The organism is Psychrobacter sp. 1Y4, from assembly GCF_051847555.1.
This window is the reverse complement of sequence record NZ_JBPYDE010000005.1, coordinates 246,688-267,214: the sequence shown is the minus strand read 5'-3', so window position 1 is coordinate 267,214 and position 20,527 is coordinate 246,688. Positions and strand designations below refer to the sequence as shown.

Below are 20,527 nucleotides of genomic sequence, written 5' to 3'. Positions count from 1 at the left end.
CGCTCGACTTGCATGTGTTAAGCCTGCCGCCAGCGTTCAATCTGAGCCATGATCAAACTCTTCAGTTTAATCTTGCTTGAAGTCTTTACTATAAATAGTAAGATGACTTCTAATCTTGGCTCATTTAATCTGGCAATTACGCTCTTCGTATATGTTCGTAATGAATTAACTTTGAGTTTTCTTGCTGATTAAATGATAATTTTTATAGTTAGTGCTGACCCCGAAAAGAAGTCAAAACCAACTTTATTTTTAGCATTCTAACTCAGCAAAAATCCACACAAGTTGTTCTTTAGTTTTGCTTTTAAATAATGTCCCTTCACTGTCGTCCAGTTGAAGCGTTTGTAAATTCTATAACCAATTATCACTAAAACAATACATTCGTTCTAACTGGTAAGCTATCTATTGTAGCATTCATTGATACAGTGTCAAGCTTTTATTTACTAATAATTCAGTAAGTTAGCTGCCTCGTTAATAGTGAGTATATCCACTAGTTTCGCTGCGCTTCCTTTGCTGTGGGGCGTATTATAGATACTTTATATTCAGTGTCAACTGTTTTTATAGATGTTTTTTAATTAATTATAAAGGGTTTCAAATAATATATATTTTTCAACAAGTTAGAAAAGTAAGAGTCTTTTATTATTTTTATACAACATGAAAACTGTTGATAGTTCTCCAAAACTGGTTGAATCACTCTTGTTGAAATCTTACTTTTTGCTAATTTTAATGTCTCTAAGCATCTTTTTTGCTTATTCACGCTTAAGGTTGCCTTATTGATATAAGTGAAGGTAGTCCTTATATATAGATACTGCTTATAATATAGTAGATATTATTTACTAATTCTCTTAGATCGAAAAGCTGCTACTAAAAAGCTGCTACTAAAGGGTAGAGATGACTTATATTCTTGGATGCAGTTGGCCGGCTCTTTTAAAGCTATATCTATTATTCTTGGATGCAGTTGGCCGGCTCTTTTAAAGCTATATCTATGCTAGATATGTTGTTATCCCTTGCTATCTAGTGTTTATAGATGGTTTTTGTTATAGTAGTCGCCTTTATGGCATTACTTATCCTGCATGATTAATCAACACTATATAAGAAGCATTTGGCTGTGTTTAACGATGTAGTATTATCATTGTGCTCTTGATATAGATAGCAGATTGAATGAACATTTAGACGATCGCCGATATGTTAAGTGTCTTGGGTAATGTCTGTCTCTTTTGATGTATCACATCTAACGTATATAATTTATTTGGTCTTACGGTCATATGATTGATAGTTGCAATCATCACTGCTAACGGACCTAAAACAGGTGAACAGATTATGGTAGCGATTACTTTGCCCGATGGAAGCGTAAAAGACTTCGAAGGCAATACTACAGTCATGGAAGTGGCAAAAAGCATTGGGGCAGGTCTTGCTAAGGCTACAGTCGCCGGACGTGTAGATGGACATTTAGTTGATGCTTCTGATCCTATCGCTCATGACGCAAAGGTTGAGATTGTTACCCCAAGAGATGCTGATGGTGTCGATATTATTCGTCATTCATGCGCGCATCTACTCGGTCATGCGGTCAAACAACTTTATCCTGATGTAAAGATGGTTATCGGTCCTGTCATTGATGATGGTTTTTATTATGATATCTATAGTGAGACACCGTTCACACCTGAGCATATGCAAGCGATAGAAAAGCGTATGATGCAGCTGATTAAGCAAGACTACGACGTTATAAAGAAGATAACGCCACGTGATGAAGTAATCAAGATATTTGAAGAGCGCGGCGAAGATTATAAGCTTAAACTAATCAATGATATGCCAGGCGAAGAAGCTTTCGGTCTCTATCATCATCAAGAATACGTCGATATGTGCCGTGGCCCGCACGTGCCAAATACCCGCTTCCTAAAGGTCTTTAAATTAACCAAGATGAGTGGCGCTTATTGGCGCGGTGATGCTAAGAACGAGCAACTACAACGTATTTACGGTACCGCATGGTCTGATAAAAAAGATCTAAAAGCTTACATTCAACGTATTGAGGAAGCTGAAAAGCGTGACCATCGTAAGATTGGTAAAGCACTCAATCTATTCCACATGCAAGAGCAAGCACCGGGTATGGTATTTTGGCATGCCAATGGTTGGACGATTTACCAAGTACTTGAACAATATATGCGTAAAGTACAATATGATAATGGTTATGAAGAAATCAAAACACCGCAAATCGTTGATCGCAGCTTGTGGGAGCGTTCTGGACATTGGGGTAACTATGCAACCAATATGTTTACCACATCGAGTGAAAATCGTGATTATGCGGTAAAACCAATGAACTGCCCTTGTCATGTACAAGTGTTTAATCAAGGTTTGAAATCTTACCGCGAGTTGCCACTGCGTATGGCAGAATTTGGTTCATGTCACCGTAATGAGCCGTCAGGTTCGCTACATGGTTTGATGCGTGTGCGCGGTTTCACTCAAGATGATGCACACATCTTCTGCACACAAGCGCAAATTCAGCAGGAAGTGGCTGACTTTATTAAGCTTACTCTTGCTGTCTATGAAGACTTTGGTTTTGATAACATTATTATGAAACTTTCAACGCGTCCAGAAAAACGCGTCGGTAGTGAAGAGTCTTGGGATTTTGCTGAAAAAGCGCTCGCTGATGCACTAGATAGCTCAGGTCTCGACTGGGAATACCTGCCTGGTGAAGGTGCATTCTATGGTCCGAAGATTGAGTTTAGTCTCAAAGACAGCTTGGGACGAGTATGGCAGTGCGGTACTATTCAAGTCGATCCTAATATGCCTGAGCGCTTAGACGCTGAATTCGTCAATGAACAAAACGAGCGTGAAGTGCCTATTATGTTGCACCGTGCTATTCTTGGCTCGTTTGAGCGCTTTATAGGTATTTTGATCGAAAACTATGCTGGGTGGATGCCGGTTTGGCTAGCCCCGCAGCAAGTGGCAGTGATGAATATTACCGATAAACAGGCAGAAAGCTGTGAAAATGTCGTTAGTGAGCTAAAAAATGCAGGTTTACGTGCGGTTAGTGACTTGCGTAACGAAAAGATTGGATTTAAGATACGAGAGAAAACATTAGAACGTATTCCCTATATGCTAGTATTAGGGGATAAAGAAGTTGAAACAGGCAGCGTTAACGTCCGCACTCGCGAAGGTGAGAATTTAGGCGTGATGACTGTCTCTGAATTTATTACCTTAGTACAGACTGCCGTTGCCAAAAAAGGCCGTCAGAATCAAAAAACAGATCAGGAGTAATACCTATTAAACAGTCCAACCGTCTAAACACCAATGAAGATATCAGTGTTAAAGAAGTTCGTCTTGTCAGAGAGGACGGCGAACAAATGGGCGTGGTCGATATCGATACCGCGATGAAAGCGGCACGTGATGAAAACCTAGACTTAGTTGAATTAGTGCCCGATGCCAAGCCGCCAGTATGCAAAATCATGGATTATAAGCATTTCCTCTATGATCAAAAGCAAAAAGCGAAAGAGGCTAAAAAGAACCAAAAGCAAACTCAGCTTAAAGAGATGAAGCTGCGTCCGAGTACTGAAGAAGCTGATTATCAGGTAAAACTGAAAAAAATCGTCAGCTTTTTAGAAGATCAAGACAAGGTTAAAGTGAGCATTCGTTTCCGTGGACGTGAAATGGCGCACCAAGATATTGGTCGTAAACAACTTGAGCGCATTATCGAAGATACGGCTGAGATCTCTAACGTCGAGCAGTATCCAAAGATGGAAGGCCGACAAATGGGTATGTTGCTTGGCCCTACTAAGAAAAAATAACTGAACCGTAAACGCATAAGTTTGCCATATTTACTTATCTTTGTTTTTGACCATCAATATGCTGCGGGATATTGATGGTTTTTTACTATTACACATTGTAATTTTACTATACTAACCACCATATAGTTTTACAAAGTCTATCTTCATGGCTTCCTGATTATACGATAATCTTAAAATCTACTTTGTATTTCCTATTAATGATCATTTAATAACCATAAGTCAATTAATAGATCTTTAGCAATTATGCTACTTGCTTGAACTAGCAGACTAAACGTTACCTAACATCATTGAATAATTCAAACATTTTAATCTATCATTTATTGACAGGAACACTTATGCAAGAACTTACACCGCCAGAAAATACGAATACGCCAAGTATCTCTTTGACGCCACCTGACCCTGTAAAAGAGGTGGAAAAAAGCGAAGCGGATCAGATGGTTAAGCTGGATAAAAGTCAGATTCCAGAGCTTGATGCTAAAGTCGATGCTTTTGTAGATCATGTCATTACCAATCCAGTAAATGGACCTGACTTTCAAGAAAACTTACAATCCATTCATAACTTAGGTACTAAAGAGATTCGTGAGTCGGCTCAAGTGTCTAACCGAATGTTAGAACTTCCTGCTAAGAGTATCAATGATAGCCTATTTGATAATTCACCAATTGCCAAATCATTGACTGAATTACGCGGTATCGTAGAAGACTTGGACCCAAGCAAAAAAGAGTTGACCAATTCGCGCAAGCTGTTCGGCATCATACCGTTTGGCAATAAAGTTCAAGATTATTTTCGTCAATATGAATCCGCACAGTCGCATATTAACGCGGTGGTGACCAGTCTTTATAATGGTAAGGATGAGCTGCTCAAAGACAATGCGATGATCGAGCAAGAAAAAGTCAATATGTGGGATTTGATGCAATCCATTCGCCAGTATATCTACGTCGGCAAAAAGATTGATGAGCAGCTTGAGCAAAAAGTCTATTCTTTAGAAGCGACTGACCCTGAAAAGGCCCGCATCATAAAAGAAGAGATGCTGTTTTACGTACGCCAAAAAAACACTGACTTTTTGACACAGCTGGCTGTTAACGTACAAGGCTATTTGGCATTAGATACCATTCGTAAAAATAATTTGGAACTTATTAAAGGTGTGGATCGCGCTACTACAACGACTATTTCTGCATTACGGACAGCCGTCGTGGTTGCACAAGCTATGACCAATCAAAAACTGGTCTTAGATCAGATCACGGCATTGAACAAAACGACCAGTAGTTTGATTGAGTCAACCTCAGCGATGCTCAAACGTCAATCTGGTGAAATTCATGAACAAGCAACCAGTAGTACTATTGAGCTTGATAAACTGCAAAACGCCTTCAATAATGTCTATGATACGATGGATATGATTAGTAATTATAAAGTTGAAGCTTTAGAGAGCATGAAGCAAACGGTCAATACCTTAACGAGTGAAGTGGATAAAGCACAAAAGTATTTAGATAAATCTAATCAAACGACTGTAATTGAAGTATCAAAAGAGTTAGACAGTAAAAAGATTGCAAACCAATCTGGTACTACTGACATCGATATTTGATTAAACAGTCTACCCAAACAGTCAGCTATCGAATAGATATAACCTCATTGACGTCGGGTATTAAAGCGTCGTTCGTGTTAAGATAGCCATTATTAATAATTTTAAAAATAGATACGGTAATTTATGAGTTGGAATGATCCAAACGCCTCAAGTGAGGCACAGAAATATGACAATCCTATCCCTAGTCGTGAGCTGATACTACGTACGATCGCTGAAAACGATGAACCGACACATCAACAGCTGGCAAAAGCTTTTGACATCAATGATCCTGACCAGTTTGACGCATTAGGCAATCGTCTCAAAGCCATGGCTCGTGATGGACAAGTAAATCGTGAAGGACGCCCTTATCGCTTTCGTGCAGTCACGCAACAAGATGTGGTTACTGGTACGGTATCTGCTCATCCAAAAGGCTTTGGTTTTGTGGTACTAGAAGATATGCCAGATTTGTTTTTACATGAAAAACAAATGCGCTGGGTATTTAACGGTGACATGGTCGATGCTGTCGGCACCACAACAGATAACCGTGGTCGTACCGAAGGTCGTATCGTTGATGTGACTGAACGTCATCAAAATCAGTTTATTGGTACGCTTACTCGTGATGAAGATGGTTATTGTGTTGAGCTTGGCAGCCCAAACAACCATCAACCAATCACCGTCACTGATGATAATATACAAGCGGTAGGTGCCAAACAAGGCGATCCGGTGAAAGTTGATGTCATTGACTGGCCCAATCAGCACGAGTTTGCTACAGGTAAGATTACAGAGGTGCTGAGTGACGACAATGACCGTGAACTTATCATTGAAACTACTCTACTCAATTACGATATACCCTCTGAATTCAGTGCAGAAGCGCTCAAACAAGCCAATGACTATAGAGAGCCTAGTAAGAAGGACTTTAAAGGTCGTACGGACTTACGTGACCTACCATTAATCACTATTGATGGTGAAGATGCGCGTGACTTCGATGATGCAGTATTTGCTGAAAAACGCTCAGGCGGGAACTATCGAGTGTTGGTCGCTATTGCTGATGTCAGCCATTATGTGACACCAAACTCTCCACTAGATCAAGACGCCTATGAGCGTGGCACGTCGGTTTATTTTCCGCACCGTGTGATTCCTATGTTACCTGAAGTATTGTCGAATGGTTTATGTTCGTTAAACCCTTCAGTGGATCGTCTCTGTATGGTTGCTGATATTAAAATATCACGTGCAGGCAAGATCACAGGTTACGAGTTTTATCCTGGTGTTATGCATTCACAGGCACGTCTAACCTACAATCAGGTAAATGATTATTTTGCTAATCCAAAAGATAAGAGTGTCCCTGAATCTTTAACAGGTAATAAAGACGTCAAAAAGTCTGTCGATACGCTTCATCAATTGTATGGGTTGCTTATCAAAAAGCGTGAAGATCGTCATGCAATGGAGTTTGAAACCGTTGAGACTTATATAAAGTTCAACGAAGAAGGCGGTATCGCGGACATCTTACCACGTACTCGCGGTGATGCTCATAAGCTTATTGAAGAGTGTATGTTGCTTGCCAATACTTGTGCAGCAAACTTTGCGCTAAAAAATGAGTTGCCTGTTTTATACCGTAACCATGACAATCCTGACAGCGAAAAATCAATGCGTATTCACGAATATGCAAAGAACTTTGGTTTAAGTTTCCCTGAAGAGAATCCAACGCAGGCCGACTATCAGCGTATTATTGAAGCGACAAAAGATCGTCCAGATGCAATCAGTATTCATAGTATGCTGCTGCGCTCAATGATGCAGGCTAACTATGCGCCCGATAACATTGGTCACTTTGGTCTGGCATATGATGAGTATAGTCACTTTACCTCACCGATTCGTCGTTATCCGGACCTGATGTTACATCGTGCGATTAAAGCCAAGGTAACCAATAGTAAACAGCCTGTTATGGATTTCTCTCTTGATGGCGCAGGCACACAAACCTCAGATACTGAGCGCCGTGCTGAAAAGGCATCACGTTTTGTAGAGTCTTGGCTAAAATGTCATTATATGAAAGATCATGTTGGTGAAGAGTTTGATGGTGTCGTTACAACCGTCACAAGCTTTGGTTTATTTGTGACATTGACTGACCTATATATTGATGGTCTGGTTCATATCTCAAACGTTGGTGATGACTTCTTTGTCTATGATGAGCACCAACAACAGCTCATTGGTAAAGATAAAGGCACCTTGTTTGGTCTTGGTGATTTGGTCAAAGTACAAGTTGCTGGTGTCAATATGGATCTGCTGCAGATTGATTTTGACTTGAAAGCGAAGATACAAGCTAGCGAGATGAATCAAACAAAAAAAGATCAAACGAAAAAAAGCGCCGCCAAGAAAAGTAATGGCCGAAGCCGCAAAGGTTCAAATAAAAAGAGCTAGGTTTAGACAAAATACTAAAATAACAAAAAAGGCTAAAGTCATCTTTAGCCTTTTTTACGTTTATACATACAGCTTATTCTTGTGGGCTATTGTTATTCAATAGATCAGTCTCATCAGAATTCTCTGCAATTTCCTGCTCAACTTTTTGCATAAGTTTTTCATCAGGACGGGCATCAAATACATCTTTGCTGTCGCGCCCATCCAAAATTTGCTTTGCACGCGCCTTTGCTTGCTGTTTATCCTTGTCATCTTTGGTCTGCTGGTTTTCTGCACCAGAAGTTAGCGGTGTGACAGTCATCTCAGAGCCTGTTTTACTTCTACTCTCTTGCATATGCTCAAAGGCTGTTTCCAACTTATCGTTGAAACGTAAACGATAAATAGGTTCAGGCAAGCTAAAACCTTCGTTTTCTAAAGCGTGTTTGGTTTCACGAATAGCAATACTACGGGCTTTTGCAAAATCAGTTTCTGACTGATCCACCCATACTTGAAATTCAAGAATAATATTAGAGTCACCAACGTTGGCTATGATAGCAATAGCTCTAGGCTCATCCAACACAAAGTCTAATTTGTATATCGCATCAAGTCCGACTTTAATCGCTGCGAGTGGATCGTCATTGGCATCTACACCCAGCTCGAAGGTAAAACGGCGCTCAGGGTTTTTGGTGTAATTTAAAATCGTACCTTTGAAGACTTCAGCGTTAGGAATACGCAGCTGATTACCATCTAGCGTCATTAAAATCGTTGCTCTTGAGGTCAGACGCACCACGATACCTTCTTGACCATTGATTACGACTTGGTCGCGGGCACGAAATGGCTGGCGAATACTGAGCATTAAAGAGGCTATATAGTTCTCAATAGTATCTTTGACTGCGAAACCAACAGCGATACCGATGACCCCTGCCCCGCCAAGAAGCGTACCTAAGATGGTCTCAGCACCTATCAGGCTCAAGGCCAATATCAAACCAAAGATGATAAAGATTACTTTAATAGTTTGCGCCAGTAACTCAGCTACAAAAGGATTGGGAGTAAGACGCTGCCACATTTTTTGTCGTTTAGATAGCCAGCTACCAAACCATGCCACCAAGCCAAATAATACAATACCGACTAACAGCAATGGAGTGGCTTTGATTAGGTTTATACCTTGAGTCTTCAGTCCTTGATATACTGTTGACACATTGTCTTGCACATCGAGCGTTCGATTAATATTGTCTTCAACCGTTACTACATCTGTTAGACGATTGGTTAAATTGATCGCTTGTTGCGCCTTTTTTTCATTAGGGGTCTCTCCACCTAAGGTGACGACACCTTGAGTAACGCTCACATCGACAGCTTGTAAACCATCAATCTCAGAGAAAATACCGTTAATACGTTGACGGATCTCATTGTCTTTTTGCAAAGTGGGCGTGGTTTCAATTTGAGCATTATTGGTACTTTCCCCACTAATGACTGGCGGCGCATCTATGAGTGCTGATGTATCACGTTCCGCTTCTGTCTCAGACTCTGCCTCTAAATTTAGTAAAGTACTGTTATCTATGCCTGCTGCGGCTGCTACGCTTGTTAACTCTTCGCTAGCCGCGTGAACAGGAGAGCCATAAAAGATACTTATTAATAATAACAGCTGACCTATAACTGGCAAGTATCTGCGTAAAGATAGATAGTCAAAAATAGCTATCATAAGTATCCTTGTTGAAGGTAATGAACAACCATAGTCTTTGTAGACAATACAGACAACCCTATGTATAAACTATTAACTGTCTAGATAGCTTTGTGCCTCTCCAAGATCCAGTGTGCCCTCGTAAATCGCCCGCCCTGTAATAATCCCTTCAATACAATCGCCATAAGGCTTTAATAGCTCGATATCTTGCATATCAGTGACACCGCCCGACGCTATAACGGGCAAACCGCCTTCACGTGCAAGGTTGACCGTTTGATCGACGTTGACCCCTTGCATCATACCATCACGAGCAATATCAGTATAAACGATGGATGATACACCGACGTCAGCAAAGCGGCGGGCAAGCTCGGTCGCTTTGGTGTCCGTGACATTCGCCCAGCCATGAGTGGCCACCATACCGTCTTTAGCATCAATACCAACGATAATATGCCCGGCAAACTCACGGCAAGCCTCCGTCACAAAATCAGGTTCTTCAACCGCTTTGGTTCCTATAATAATATAGGTGAGACCTGCTGTGATATATTGTTCAATGGTGTGCATATTACGTACGCCGCCACCCAATTGAATAGGCAAGTTTGGGTAGGCTTTGGCGATATCGTTGACCACTTGCCTGTGAACTGGTACGCCATCAAATGCGCCATTGAGATCAACCAGATGCAAACGCCGTGCTCCCTCTTTTACCCAGCGACCCGCTACAGCCACAGGATTGTCAGAGAATACGGTATCATCCTCCATACGACCTTGTTTTAAGCGTACACATTTGCCATCTTTTAGATCGATAGCAGGGATAATTACAGGCGCAGCACACATATAGTACTCCTTATAAAACGTTTTATGGATAGCGAAAGTACAACAGAAACAACAATAATTGATAATTAGGAAGAAAATACTATAAAGTATGCACTTAACCAAATATTTGTCTCTAAGAACAACTTTAGTTTATATTTTAAGTTAAAACTATTATAGTCGTCTGAGTATTTTTGATGATTGATAACTATAAGTTTCGACCGCTAAATTAGGTACTACAATTAGATAAATTCAATTACTAACTGGCAATTTTAGGTTAATTTAGCGTATAATCCTAGGTAAATTTGTATTTGTTTCTATATCTTAGCAATGCCTATTGAGCTTTTACATAGATTGATCGTGTTTGGCTATAATAGGACATAACTATAAAGATATGACAGCCTGATTTTCGATAGATGGGTATGATTTAAAATTGTATCCTCCTCCGTTAATCGGTTTGTTTTTAATCAACTTATCATATATTGCGTCTGAGAGTTTTTTCTGTTTTAGACTCAATCACATGATACTAGTATTACAATGTTATAAATTTCAATAAAACGTATTGTAGGTTCATCTATATTTTAAAGTGCTCACTCTAAGCAGTTGGTTTTAGAGGTTTACTTTTATTTGATAGACTTATGATGCATCTTGGTAGCCGGTCGCCACTTTGGTAATTCGAATAAGACGTTAACGTGTTGTTAAGGAGTCTAAGGTCAGCGTTAATACTCTTACTTGCAGTAATACTTAAGCGTTCTGTTTAAGGCACTCAATCACAGCTCCGCCCTAGGCTGCTGCTGCATGATGGTCTGTCATAATGCTTTTGGAATACTGCTGTCGTACCAAACAGGACGTCTGGTATCGTTTTAGACTATGGACTAAGTTTTCGCTTATGATTACCATCAAGAAAGGTTTGGATTTGCCCATCACAGGTGAGCCCTCCCGCGAGATATCAGAGCACAGACCAGCACATGTGGCACTTATTGGTTACGATTACGTAGGCATGAAACCTACGATGAACGTCACAGAAGGTGACGTTGTAGCTAAAGGTCAACCTGTTTTTGAAGACAAAAAACGAGTTGGTGTTATATACACGGCCCCTGCAGCTGGTAAAGTTATTGCCATTAAACGTGGCGAGCGTCGTGTCTTTGAAAGTCTTGTCATTGAGGTTGACCCAAACGGTGAAGAAGTAGAGTTTCAGCGCTATGACTCCCAGCAACTTGCTGACTTAGACTCGGAAGCCGTTGAAACCCAATTGCTTGCGTCTGGTGAATGGACTGCATTTCGCACACGTCCCTATAGCCGTGCTCCTGAAATCGGTGCACGTCCGCACGCTATCTTTGTCACCGCGATGGATACTAATCCATTAGCGTTCGACCCAATGCTACTGATTAATGAAGAGCTGCAAGCGTTCAATGACGGACTGGCTGTATTGTCTACACTCAGCCCAAGAACTTTTGTCTGTCATCATGGTGACGCTAAGCTGCCACCAGTTGCAAAGACTGCGGCTAATAATGTCACTGAGTATCATAGCTTTGCAGGCAAGCATCCAGCTGGTCTTGCTGGTACGCATATTCACTTTTTACATCCCATCAGCCGCGGCGTAACTGTCTGGACGATCGGTTATCAAGATGTGATTGCGATTGGTAAACTCTTTACGACGGGTCGCTTATATACGCGTCGTCTGTTAAGCCTTGCAGGTCCTGCAGTTAAGGACCCACACTTGGTTGCGACTGAGCGCGGTGCTGATATGACCGCATTGACAAAAGGTCAATTGATGGCAGGCGAGAATCGTATCATCTCAGGGTCGGTACTTTCTGGACGTAAGTTGTTCGATAATGTGGCTTATCTTGGTCGTTTCCACAATCAAGTTAGTGTATTACCTGAAGGCCGTGAACGGCCAGCATTTCACTTCTTTAGTCCAGGTAAAAACCGCTTCTCTAAGCTTCCCATTTATATCTCGCAGTTTTTCGGTGGCAAAAAGTACAACTTTACTACCACAAGTAATGGTTCGCCGCGAGCGATGGTGCCTATCGGGATTTATGAAGAGGTTATGCCACAAGACTACTTACCCACACAGTTGTTACGCGCTTTGATCGTTGAAGACATCGTGTCTGCGGTTGATTTGGGCGTGCTTGAACTGGATGAAGAAGATGTTGGATTATGCACTTTCGTATCTCCTGGTAAATATGAATTTGGTGATATCTTGCGTGATAATTTAACGCGCATTGAGCTGGAGGGCTAACCACGATGAAATTTTTACACAATATGTTCGATCGTATGGAGCCGTCTTTTACCAAGGGTGGCAAACACGAAAAGTATTACGCTATTTTTGAGATGTTTGATACGTTTTTACGTCAGCCAGGTACGACGACTTACGCTTCTTCGCACGTACGTGACGGTATCGACCTCAAGCGTATTATGATTACAGTATGGATGTGTACGTTCCCAGCGATGTTTTGGGGTATGTATAATGTCGGTCATCAAGCGCTGACTGCTATCTCACAACTAGGGTTACAGCCTGAAGGCTGGCGCACTATGATCACTAGTATGGTAGGCTACAATCCAGATAGTATTTGGGCCTGCTTTGTGTATGGGGCGATGCAGTTCTTACCAATCTATATTGTTACCTTTGCTGTCGGTATCTTATGCGAGATCATCTTCGCCGTGGTGCGCGGGCATGAAGTCAACGAAGGCTTCTTTGTCACTTCTGTGCTATATGCGCTAATCATGCCACCTGATATTCCATTATGGCAAGTGGCCTTAGGTATCATCTTTGGTGTGGTAGTGGCAAAAGAAGTGTTCGGCGGTACCGGTAAGAACTTCTTGAACCCTGCCTTATCTGGTCGTGCTTTTCTTTACTTTGCCTATCCTGCCTATATATCAGGTGACTCAGTGTGGACGGCGGTTGATGGATTTTCAGGTGCAACGCCACTAGGTCTTGCTGCCCTTGGTGTGACACCAGCTGATTTTACCAACGTATATGGTCAGGCGATCACGTGGAGTGATGCGTTTTTTGGTAATATCCAAGGTAGTGTCGGTGAAGTCTCTACACTAGCTATTTTGCTGGGTGCAGCGGTGCTTCTGTGGACGCGTATTGCCTCATGGCGCATTATGGCAGGTTGTGTAGTTGGTCTGATTGCAACGTCTCTTATCTTCAATATGATTGGCTCTGACGATAACTTGATGATGAACTTGCCATTTTATTGGCATTTAGTAATTGGTGGCTTTGCTTTCGGTGCTGTCTTTATGGCAACCGATCCAGTCTCAGCTGCACATACTAATAATGGCCGCTGGGCGTATGGTATTTTGATTGGCTTTATGACAGTGCTGATTCGAGTAGTTAACCCAGCTTTCCCAGAAGGCATCATGCTCGCCATTTTATTTGCCAACTTATTTGCTCCATTGTTTGATTATTTTGTGACTCAAGCAAATATCAAACGCCAAACAGCTCGGAGGGTTCGTTATGTCCAAGCCCAAAAGTAATAATGCAAAAACCATCAGTGTGGCATTAACGCTATGCTTGGTGTGTTCTGTATTGGTTTCAGCAGTTGCGGTCGGCCTCAAACCATCACAAGTTGAAAATGCACGCTTAGATCGTAATAAAAACATTCTAGTAGCAGCTGGCATGTATGATGCTGAGTCTGATACTGCTAAAGATGTTGCCGAACGCTTTAAGGATTTTGAAGTAAAAATCGTTGATCTAAACGAAGGCAACTATCTTGACGACAATGCCTTAAGCGATGCGGGTATTCCAGATCGCAATGCTTACGATGCCAGTCAGGCAACTAAAAATCAGGCATTGAGTGAAGACTTAGGTGATAACGATCCTGCTGGTATTGGTCGTAAACCTAAGTATGCGAAGGTCTATGTTAAAAGTGATGATGCAGGTCAGCCTGAGATGGTGGTCCTACCGATTCAAGGCTATGGCTTATGGGGTACTATCTACGGTTTCTTGACGCTTGAAAGCGATATGAATACTATTAAAGGTATCAGTTTTTATGAGCATAAAGAAACGCCAGGATTGGGCGCTCGTATTGAAGAGCCAGAATGGCGTGCCAAATGGCAGGGCATTCACTCGTATGACGATAGTGGCGAAGTAGCAACAGGTGTTACCAAAGCTGGCAATCCAAAAGAAAACTGGGTTGATGGTATTAGTGGTGCAACGCTAACTAGCCGCGGTGTCAGCAATATGATTCAGTTTTGGCTAGGTGAGCAAGGGTATAAACCTTATCTAGACACCTTACGTAAAGACAGTGGTCAAACGATTGATAACGCTGATACAAAAGCAAGTCAGTCAAAACAACCAGACAATCAGACAGCTCAACCTACAACCGAACTGGCAGCAGCGCTACCAGTAGCAAACGGCAAGGAGGCATAACATGGCTGACACAAAAAGTATTTTAACCTCGCCTATTTTTGATAATAACCCTATCGCCTTACAGATATTAGGTATCTGTTCGGCGTTAGCGGTAACGACGAGTATGTCAAATGCCTTGGTAATGTGTGTGGCATTGACATTGGTAACCGCTTTTTCCAGCTTCTTTATTTCAATTATTCGTAAGCAAATCCCATCAAGTATTCGTATCATTGTACAGATGACGATTATTGCTTCATTGGTTATTTTGGTCGATCAGGTACTAAAAGCTGTCGCTTATGATGTGAGTAAAGGCTTATCGGTGTTCGTTGGTTTGATTATTACCAACTGTATCGTCATGGGCCGTGCTGAGGCCTTTGCTATGAGCAATCCACCAGTACCAAGCTTTTTAGATGGTATCGGTAATGGTCTTGGTTACTCTGCCGTATTACTGTTCGTTGCGACTATTCGTGAATTACTAGGTTCAGGTACATGGTTTGGTATCACTATCTTACAACCAGTCACTGATGGCGGTTGGTATCTACCAAATGGTCTATTGTTGTTGCCACCATCAGCGTTCTTCATTATTGGTTTATTTATTGCCATCGTTCGTCTTTGGAAGCCAGAACAAATTGAAGAAGCCGAATTTGTAATGAAGCCACAGTCTAAAGGCATGGCACACGGAGGCGGTCACTAATGGGACATTATATTAGTTTATTTATAACCTCAGTCTTTATTGAGAATATGGCGCTCGCCTATTTCTTAGGTATGTGTACTTTTTTGGCCGTGTCCAAAAAAGTCTCAACCGCTATAGGCCTTGGAGTCGCTGTTATTGTTGTAATGGCGATTACTGTGCCACTCAATAACCTTTTGTTCCAGTTCATTCTAAAAAATGGTGCGCTGGCATGGGCAGGCTTTCCCGATATCGACCTTAGTTTCTTAGGTCTACTAAGCTATATCGGTCTTATTGCTGCGACTGTACAGATTCTAGAGATGTTTTTGGACAAGTTTGTCCCAGCTCTATATAACGCGCTTGGTGTCTTCTTACCGCTCATTACCGTAAACTGCGCGATCTTAGGTGGCGTCTTATTTATGGTTGAGCGTGACTATAACTTTAGTGAATCAGTGGTATATGGGGTCGGTGCAGGTTTTGGTTGGGCAGTTGCGATCACTGCGTTAGCAGGTATTCGTGAAAAGCTTAAGTATTCAGATATTCCGGGACCATTACGTGGTCTTGGCATTACCTTTATTACGGTTGGCCTTATGTCGCTCGGCTTTATGTCGTTCGGTGGCATGTCCATTTAAACCGCTAAGCTTAGACATCTATTTAGCGATTTGACATATTTAATTCATTTATTCGGTAGGTGTTCGGGTACAGTATCAAATTTATGTACCCGCACCCCTACCCCATAGATTAAGGATACATATCATGGATTATGCTACGGCGATTGGTGGCGTTGCTATGTTTACCTTGATCATCATGGGTCTTGTTGCCATTATTTTGGCAGCACGCTCAAGACTGGTCAGTTCAGGCGATGTTACTATTCATATCAATGATAATCCCGATAATGATGTGGTGACTCCAGCAGGCGGAAAACTACTGCAAACCCTTGCTAGTGAAGGTATATTTTTATCTTCTGCGTGTGGTGGTGGTGGTACGTGTGCTCAATGTCGCTGCCGTGTTATTGAAGGTGGCGGTTCTATTCTGCCCACCGAAGAAGGCTATTTTACTCAAGGCGAGATCCGCAATCACATGCGCTTGGCTTGTCAGGTATCTGTCAAGCAGGACATGGAAATAGAGATTGACCCTGAGTTTTTTGATGTGCAAAAGTGGGAATGTGAAGTTGTCTCTAATGAGAACGTTGCAACCTTTATTAAAGAGCTAGTACTCAAAATTCCAGAAGGCGAAGAAGTTAACTTCCGTGCTGGTGGTTATGTACAGTTGGAAGCGCCACCGCATGAAGTACATTATAAAGACTTCGATGTTGCTGAAGAATATAGAGAAGATTGGGAAAAGTTTGGCATTTTCAAATATGTGTCAAAGGTTGATGAACCTGTCATTCGTGCTTATTCAATGGCCAACTACCCTGACGAAAAAGGTATCATCAAGTTCAACATTCGTATCGCAAGTCCACCACCACGTGGTCCAGATGGTATACCACCAGGTAAAATGTCTTCTTGGACGTTTAGCTTAAAGCCTGGCGATAAAGTGACCGTATCAGGTCCTTATGGTGAATTCTTTGCCAAAGATACTGAAGCTGAAATGATTTTTGTTGGGGGCGGTGCTGGTATGGCACCAATGCGCTCGCATATCTTCGATCAGCTTAAACGTTTGAACTCTGATCGTAAGATTAGTTTTTGGTACGGTGCACGTTCTATTCGTGAGATGTTCTACGTTGAAGACTATGATCAGTTAGAAGAAGAGTTCGATAACTTTGAATGGCATGTTGCCTTATCGGATCCTCTTCCTGAAGACAACTGGGACGGCTATACAGGCTTTATCCATAATGTCTTACTAGAAGAATATCTAAAAGACCATCCTAATCCAGAAGACTGTGAGTATTATATGTGCGGGCCACCGATGATGAACGCGGCGGTTATCGACATGCTACACAGCCTAGGTGTGGAAGACGAAAACATCATGCTTGATGATTTCGGTGGTTAAATTGGCCCAAGACCATGATCAATTGAGCAAATAGTTTTTTATTTTGACTCATATTTATTTCGATGATCAATATGAAAGACATAAAAAAGAGCGTCAACAGTGGCGCTCTTTTTTTTCATCCATTTTTGCTGTTGGATAAATTTACAATGTTTAATAAAGAAAAACCTCAAACATATCTTTTCGCTACCCGGTCTCAAAATGATCAAAAGACGGTAAGTAATCCTATATTATTTGCGTTATCAGCATTGAGTATAGTTGGTCTAACCGCCTGTCAACAGTCGCCTGATTATAACTATTTAATCGGTGAAACAATGGGTACCAGCTATCATATCAGCTATCAATTACCAGAAGAGGTAATCGAGGCAGATATTCAGGCTGCCATTGATCAGCGTTTACAGCAGATTAATGACAGTATGTCGACCTATCAAGTTGATTCTACTATATCCAAGTTTAATCAGTTAGGCAAAGACACACCTATTACAATCGATGCTGACTTTAGTCACGTACTTGATATCTCAAGACAAGTCTATGCACAGTCTGGCGGAGCATTTGATCCGACTGTTATACCGCTTATCAATACTTGGGGGTTTGGTAGTACTATGACTGTCGAACGCTTACAGAGTCCGCCAAGTGCAACTGAAATCGCAACCGCCCAAGCATTGGTAGATTTTGATAGCGTCGTCAAGCAAGACCAAACTCTCTATAAGACCAAAGATGGCATTGGTCTGGATTTTTCGGCAGTAGCAAAAGGTTACGGTGTCGACGTCATTGCTGATGTTCTCAAAGATCGTTACAACATCCGTAACTATATGGTTGAGATTGGTGGAGAAATAGCGACTTCTGGCGTTAACAATAAGCAGCAGCCGTGGCAGATTGCCATTGATGCACCTATTGAGGGCAGTACTGTTAGCGAACGTCAAACAATTACGGCTATTCGTCAACCACTAAAAACCAATAATCAGATGCATATAGCAACTTCTGGTAACTATCGCAACTCCGTCATATTTGATGGTAAGCACTATAGTCATACCATCGATCCTACAACGGGTAAACCTATTGTTGGTGGTGCTCCTTCGGTGACAGTAGCAGCTGACTCAGTTGCACTTGCCGATGCTTGGGCAACTGCACTGACTGCCATGCCTTACGAAAAGGCGTTAAGCCTTGCTGAAAAGCAAAATATAGCAGCCTTATTTGTCGTATTGGCTGATGGGGTAGAGCATAATGATGCGCTAAACAGTATTGATGATTGGCAAGTAGTTCAGACTTCTGCAATGCAAGCATTACGTGCTGATAAGCAGCCTTGAGTTTTGGTTGTAGTGTTTTGAGAATGTATTAACAACAAACGCAAAGCGTAAAAATTTGCTATACTATTAGATAGTTATCATTAAAGATAACTCTATTTTCTAAACTTGAGGTTTCCTCTATGCTTAGCCAACTGCTTCCTATGCTCGCTATTACCTTTACTGTATTTATACTGTTTTTTGTATTTATGGGTATTGGTTATATGGTCAAAAAAAAGCCGCTTAGAGGCTCTTGTGGCGGTGTTGCTAAATTAATGGGTGATGAAAACTGCTCGTTTTGTGGCAATGATCCCAACAAATGCGATTCTATTGTCGCAGAACAACAAGAGAATGCACTAAAAGCGGCTCAACTGGGTAAATCGGTATAGTGTAAAGCTGGTTACCATACGCTGGTAGTATTTACCCATCATTTGTTCCTATAATAGCGTTAGGTCATATAAATATGATTTAACGCTATTTTTAGTTATGCCATCAGACTTTGATGAGTCATTTTATATAAAAATCGCTTATTATTAATTTTTTGAATTAACTACTCGCATATCGTATTTATCCTGATTATCAGGGTAATAAGCTCACAGTCTTGCATTCTGCAAGTATTTTTAAGCTCTGGTTCACGATGTTAGTCACCCTTTAGGTGCGTTTTCTTTGGTGTTATGTGCAAGCGACGACTCTTCGGCGCTGCTCAATGACGTGTCTTTTTTCTTATTCTAATAATAGTCGTGCTGCTATGTCTACCCCCTCTAATTTGCAACCAAAGTCTCATCTAGATACTGCATCGGCGTCTAAGCTGCCCTCCTCACGCTTCACTTTTTGGCTCGTATTATGTGCCATAATTTTACTCGCCACCAATATGCGGGCGCCGATCGTTGCACTTGGCTCTATTGCGCCAGTAGTACAAGATGCGCTCAACATTTCTGAGACTGAGATTGGTTGGTTAGGTGCAGTGCCAATGCTGACTTTTGCAGTAGGCGCGCTTATCGCACCAGCGATTGGTAAGCGCTTTGGCCTTGAGAATACGCTCATTGTGATGGTTGCACTACTCACCTTTGGTATGGTGCTGCGTTCCGTGGTTCCTACGTGGATTGGCTTTTTGAGTGGTACATTATTACTAACGTTGGCCATCGGCTTTGCTAACACTTTGGCGGCACCCGTTATTAAACAGCGTACGCCGAAACATATTCCACTGATAACTGGTTTATTTAGTTTAACGATGACGGTGTCGGCAGGCATAGTAGCAGGAGTCGTATTACCGCTATCTGAGCAGGTAGGCTGGCAGTGGGCGCTTGGTGGTTGGTCGCTTTTAGGCATATTTGCCATTGTGCTTTGGGTGTTTTTACGTCTGCGCCTAGGATCGTCTAGTCATCAAGCGGTTGAGCTGCCTAAGTTAGGATCTTCAGAGGTCTCCATGTGGCGCACGTCTTTTGCTTGGCAAATTGCAGTCTTTATGGGTTTGCAGTCTTTATTGTTTTATACCGTTGCCAGTTTCTTGCCATCTATTTGGGTGAGTCAGGGACTATCTGCCGTTAAAGCGGGGCAAATGGGTTCGGTGTTTCAATTTATGGCACCTATTTCTATCTTAAGCTTAACGTGGCTGGTAAACCGTGGTCGCCCTATTCAAGCGTTGGCAGTCTTTGCCGCTGTATTAAACGTCATTGGTATCATAGGGGTAAGCTACTTATCTACTGACCTAGCATGGTTATGGTCAGGCTTAATGGGCATTGGTTGCTCAGCGATTTTCACCTTATGTATGATGTTGTTCTCGCTACGGACTTATACGACCAACCAATCTAGCGAGCTGTCTGGCATGGCTCAATTCGTTGGGTATTTGATAGCGTTTTTTGGTCCATTAGGGACTGGTTGGCTACATGAAGCGACTGGCGATTGGGATTTACCATTACTTATTATGTTAATTTTAATGATTATCAACGTTGTGATTGCTTGGATGGTCAGTCGTCCGGTGATGGTCGATGGTCGCCCTGCTTAGCTTAAAGCCTGT

Annotated in this window: 15 protein-coding genes and 1 rRNA gene; 13 read left to right on the top strand and 3 right to left on the bottom strand. The window is 41.8% G+C overall.

The genetic code is table 11. The features are described 5' to 3' along the window. Positions 1-68 (bottom strand): 16S ribosomal RNA (locus ACS8FC_RS06435); the annotation flags it as partial. Between the two features lie 1,249 nt (positions 69-1,317). Here ACS8FC_RS06435 and thrS point away from each other — a divergent pair. The 4 genes from thrS to rnr all read left to right on the top strand — a co-directional run bounded on the left by thrS (position 1,318) and on the right by rnr (position 7,750). Then, entirely contained in the window at positions 1,318-3,252 is a 1,935-nt protein-coding gene (gene thrS, locus ACS8FC_RS06430; RefSeq protein WP_439296212.1) for a threonine--tRNA ligase, read from the top strand. A gap of 5 nt (positions 3,253-3,257) precedes the next feature. Next, positions 3,258-3,779 carry a translation initiation factor IF-3 gene (gene infC, locus ACS8FC_RS06425; protein ID WP_439263464.1) on the top strand — a complete coding sequence of 174 codons (522 nt, stop codon included), beginning with the start codon at positions 3,258-3,260 and terminating at the stop codon, positions 3,777-3,779. A 335-nt stretch (positions 3,780-4,114) separates the two neighbouring features. Further along, the gene (locus ACS8FC_RS06420) at positions 4,115-5,359 is read left to right on the top strand and encodes a toxic anion resistance protein (protein WP_439296211.1); all 1,245 of its coding nucleotides are present in this window, start codon (positions 4,115-4,117) and stop codon (positions 5,357-5,359) included. 123 nt (positions 5,360-5,482) lie between these two features. After that, a complete protein-coding gene (gene rnr / locus ACS8FC_RS06415; RefSeq protein ID WP_439263458.1) occupies positions 5,483-7,750 on the top strand; it encodes a ribonuclease R in 2,268 nt (755 codons plus the stop codon). A 73-nt stretch (positions 7,751-7,823) separates the two neighbouring features. Here rnr and ACS8FC_RS06410 read toward each other — a convergent pair whose 3' ends face one another. Both ACS8FC_RS06410 and hisA read right to left on the bottom strand, forming a co-directional pair. Beyond that, positions 7,824-9,425 (bottom strand): mechanosensitive ion channel domain-containing protein, encoded by a 1,602-nt coding sequence (locus tag ACS8FC_RS06410; RefSeq protein ID WP_439296210.1) that lies wholly within the window; start codon positions 9,423-9,425, stop codon positions 7,824-7,826. 72 nt (positions 9,426-9,497) lie between these two features. Then, positions 9,498-10,235, bottom strand: a complete 738-nt coding sequence (gene hisA / locus ACS8FC_RS06405; RefSeq protein WP_439263454.1) for a 1-(5-phosphoribosyl)-5-[(5-phosphoribosylamino)methylideneamino]imidazole-4-carboxamide isomerase — start codon at positions 10,233-10,235, stop codon at positions 9,498-9,500. 865 nt (positions 10,236-11,100) lie between these two features. Here hisA and ACS8FC_RS06400 point away from each other — a divergent pair. The 9 genes from ACS8FC_RS06400 (at position 11,101) to ACS8FC_RS06360 (ending at position 20,515) form a co-directional block, all read left to right on the top strand. After that, positions 11,101-12,453: a Na(+)-translocating NADH-quinone reductase subunit A gene (locus tag ACS8FC_RS06400; RefSeq protein ID WP_439263452.1), complete on the top strand. Its 1,353-nt coding sequence runs from the start codon at positions 11,101-11,103 to the stop codon at positions 12,451-12,453. Positions 12,454-12,458: 5 nt separating this feature from the next. After that, positions 12,459-13,694 carry an NADH:ubiquinone reductase (Na(+)-transporting) subunit B gene (locus ACS8FC_RS06395; RefSeq protein WP_299218947.1) on the top strand — a complete coding sequence of 412 codons (1,236 nt, stop codon included), beginning with the start codon at positions 12,459-12,461 and terminating at the stop codon, positions 13,692-13,694. After that, complete coding sequence (locus tag ACS8FC_RS06390; protein ID WP_299218945.1) at positions 13,675-14,589, top strand: Na(+)-translocating NADH-quinone reductase subunit C; 915 nt, start codon at positions 13,675-13,677, stop codon at positions 14,587-14,589. The genes ACS8FC_RS06395 and ACS8FC_RS06390 overlap by 20 nt, the downstream gene beginning before the upstream one ends. 1 nt (position 14,590) lies before the next feature. Next, a complete protein-coding gene (locus ACS8FC_RS06385) occupies positions 14,591-15,262 on the top strand; it encodes an NADH:ubiquinone reductase (Na(+)-transporting) subunit D (RefSeq protein WP_075103264.1) in 672 nt (223 codons plus the stop codon). Then, positions 15,262-15,870 (top strand): NADH:ubiquinone reductase (Na(+)-transporting) subunit E, encoded by a 609-nt coding sequence (gene nqrE, locus ACS8FC_RS06380; protein WP_299218941.1) that lies wholly within the window; start codon positions 15,262-15,264, stop codon positions 15,868-15,870. The genes ACS8FC_RS06385 and nqrE overlap by 1 nt, the downstream gene beginning before the upstream one ends. A gap of 124 nt (positions 15,871-15,994) precedes the next feature. Next, positions 15,995-17,230: an NADH:ubiquinone reductase (Na(+)-transporting) subunit F gene (gene nqrF, locus ACS8FC_RS06375; RefSeq protein ID WP_439296209.1), complete on the top strand. Its 1,236-nt coding sequence runs from the start codon at positions 15,995-15,997 to the stop codon at positions 17,228-17,230. Positions 17,231-17,376: 146 nt separating this feature from the next. Next, positions 17,377-18,534 (top strand): FAD:protein FMN transferase, encoded by a 1,158-nt coding sequence (locus ACS8FC_RS06370; RefSeq protein WP_439296208.1) that lies wholly within the window; start codon positions 17,377-17,379, stop codon positions 18,532-18,534. Positions 18,535-18,653: 119 nt separating this feature from the next. Further along, positions 18,654-18,899 carry a (Na+)-NQR maturation NqrM gene (nqrM, locus tag ACS8FC_RS06365; protein WP_299218936.1) on the top strand — a complete coding sequence of 82 codons (246 nt, stop codon included), beginning with the start codon at positions 18,654-18,656 and terminating at the stop codon, positions 18,897-18,899. A 359-nt stretch (positions 18,900-19,258) separates the two neighbouring features. Then, the gene (locus ACS8FC_RS06360; RefSeq protein WP_439296207.1) at positions 19,259-20,515 is read left to right on the top strand and encodes an MFS transporter; all 1,257 of its coding nucleotides are present in this window, start codon (positions 19,259-19,261) and stop codon (positions 20,513-20,515) included. The last annotated feature ends 12 nt before the right edge of the window (positions 20,516-20,527 follow it).

Excerpts from the sequence above, each read along its gene's own strand:
- nqrE (WP_299218941.1), top strand. The coding sequence starts at position 15,262 with ATGGGACATTATATTAGTTTATTTATAACCTCAGTCTTTATTGAGAAT.
- ACS8FC_RS06390 (WP_299218945.1), top strand. The coding sequence starts at position 13,675 with ATGTCCAAGCCCAAAAGTAATAATGCAAAAACCATCAGTGTGGCATTA.
- nqrM (WP_299218936.1), top strand. The coding sequence starts at position 18,654 with ATGCTTAGCCAACTGCTTCCTATGCTCGCTATTACCTTTACTGTATTT.
- ACS8FC_RS06395 (WP_299218947.1), top strand. The coding sequence starts at position 12,459 with ATGAAATTTTTACACAATATGTTCGATCGTATGGAGCCGTCTTTTACC.
- nqrF (WP_439296209.1), top strand. The coding sequence starts at position 15,995 with ATGGATTATGCTACGGCGATTGGTGGCGTTGCTATGTTTACCTTGATC.
- rnr (WP_439263458.1), top strand. The coding sequence starts at position 5,483 with ATGAGTTGGAATGATCCAAACGCCTCAAGTGAGGCACAGAAATATGAC.
- hisA (WP_439263454.1), bottom strand. The coding sequence starts at position 10,235 with ATGTGTGCTGCGCCTGTAATTATCCCTGCTATCGATCTAAAAGATGGC.
- ACS8FC_RS06420 (WP_439296211.1), top strand. The coding sequence starts at position 4,115 with ATGCAAGAACTTACACCGCCAGAAAATACGAATACGCCAAGTATCTCT.
- thrS (WP_439296212.1), top strand. The coding sequence starts at position 1,318 with ATGGTAGCGATTACTTTGCCCGATGGAAGCGTAAAAGACTTCGAAGGC.
- ACS8FC_RS06370 (WP_439296208.1), top strand. The coding sequence starts at position 17,377 with ATGTTTAATAAAGAAAAACCTCAAACATATCTTTTCGCTACCCGGTCT.
- ACS8FC_RS06360 (WP_439296207.1), top strand. The coding sequence starts at position 19,259 with ATGTCTACCCCCTCTAATTTGCAACCAAAGTCTCATCTAGATACTGCA.
- ACS8FC_RS06410 (WP_439296210.1), bottom strand. The coding sequence starts at position 9,425 with ATGATAGCTATTTTTGACTATCTATCTTTACGCAGATACTTGCCAGTT.
- ACS8FC_RS06385 (WP_075103264.1), top strand. The coding sequence starts at position 14,591 with ATGGCTGACACAAAAAGTATTTTAACCTCGCCTATTTTTGATAATAAC.
- ACS8FC_RS06400 (WP_439263452.1), top strand. The coding sequence starts at position 11,101 with ATGATTACCATCAAGAAAGGTTTGGATTTGCCCATCACAGGTGAGCCC.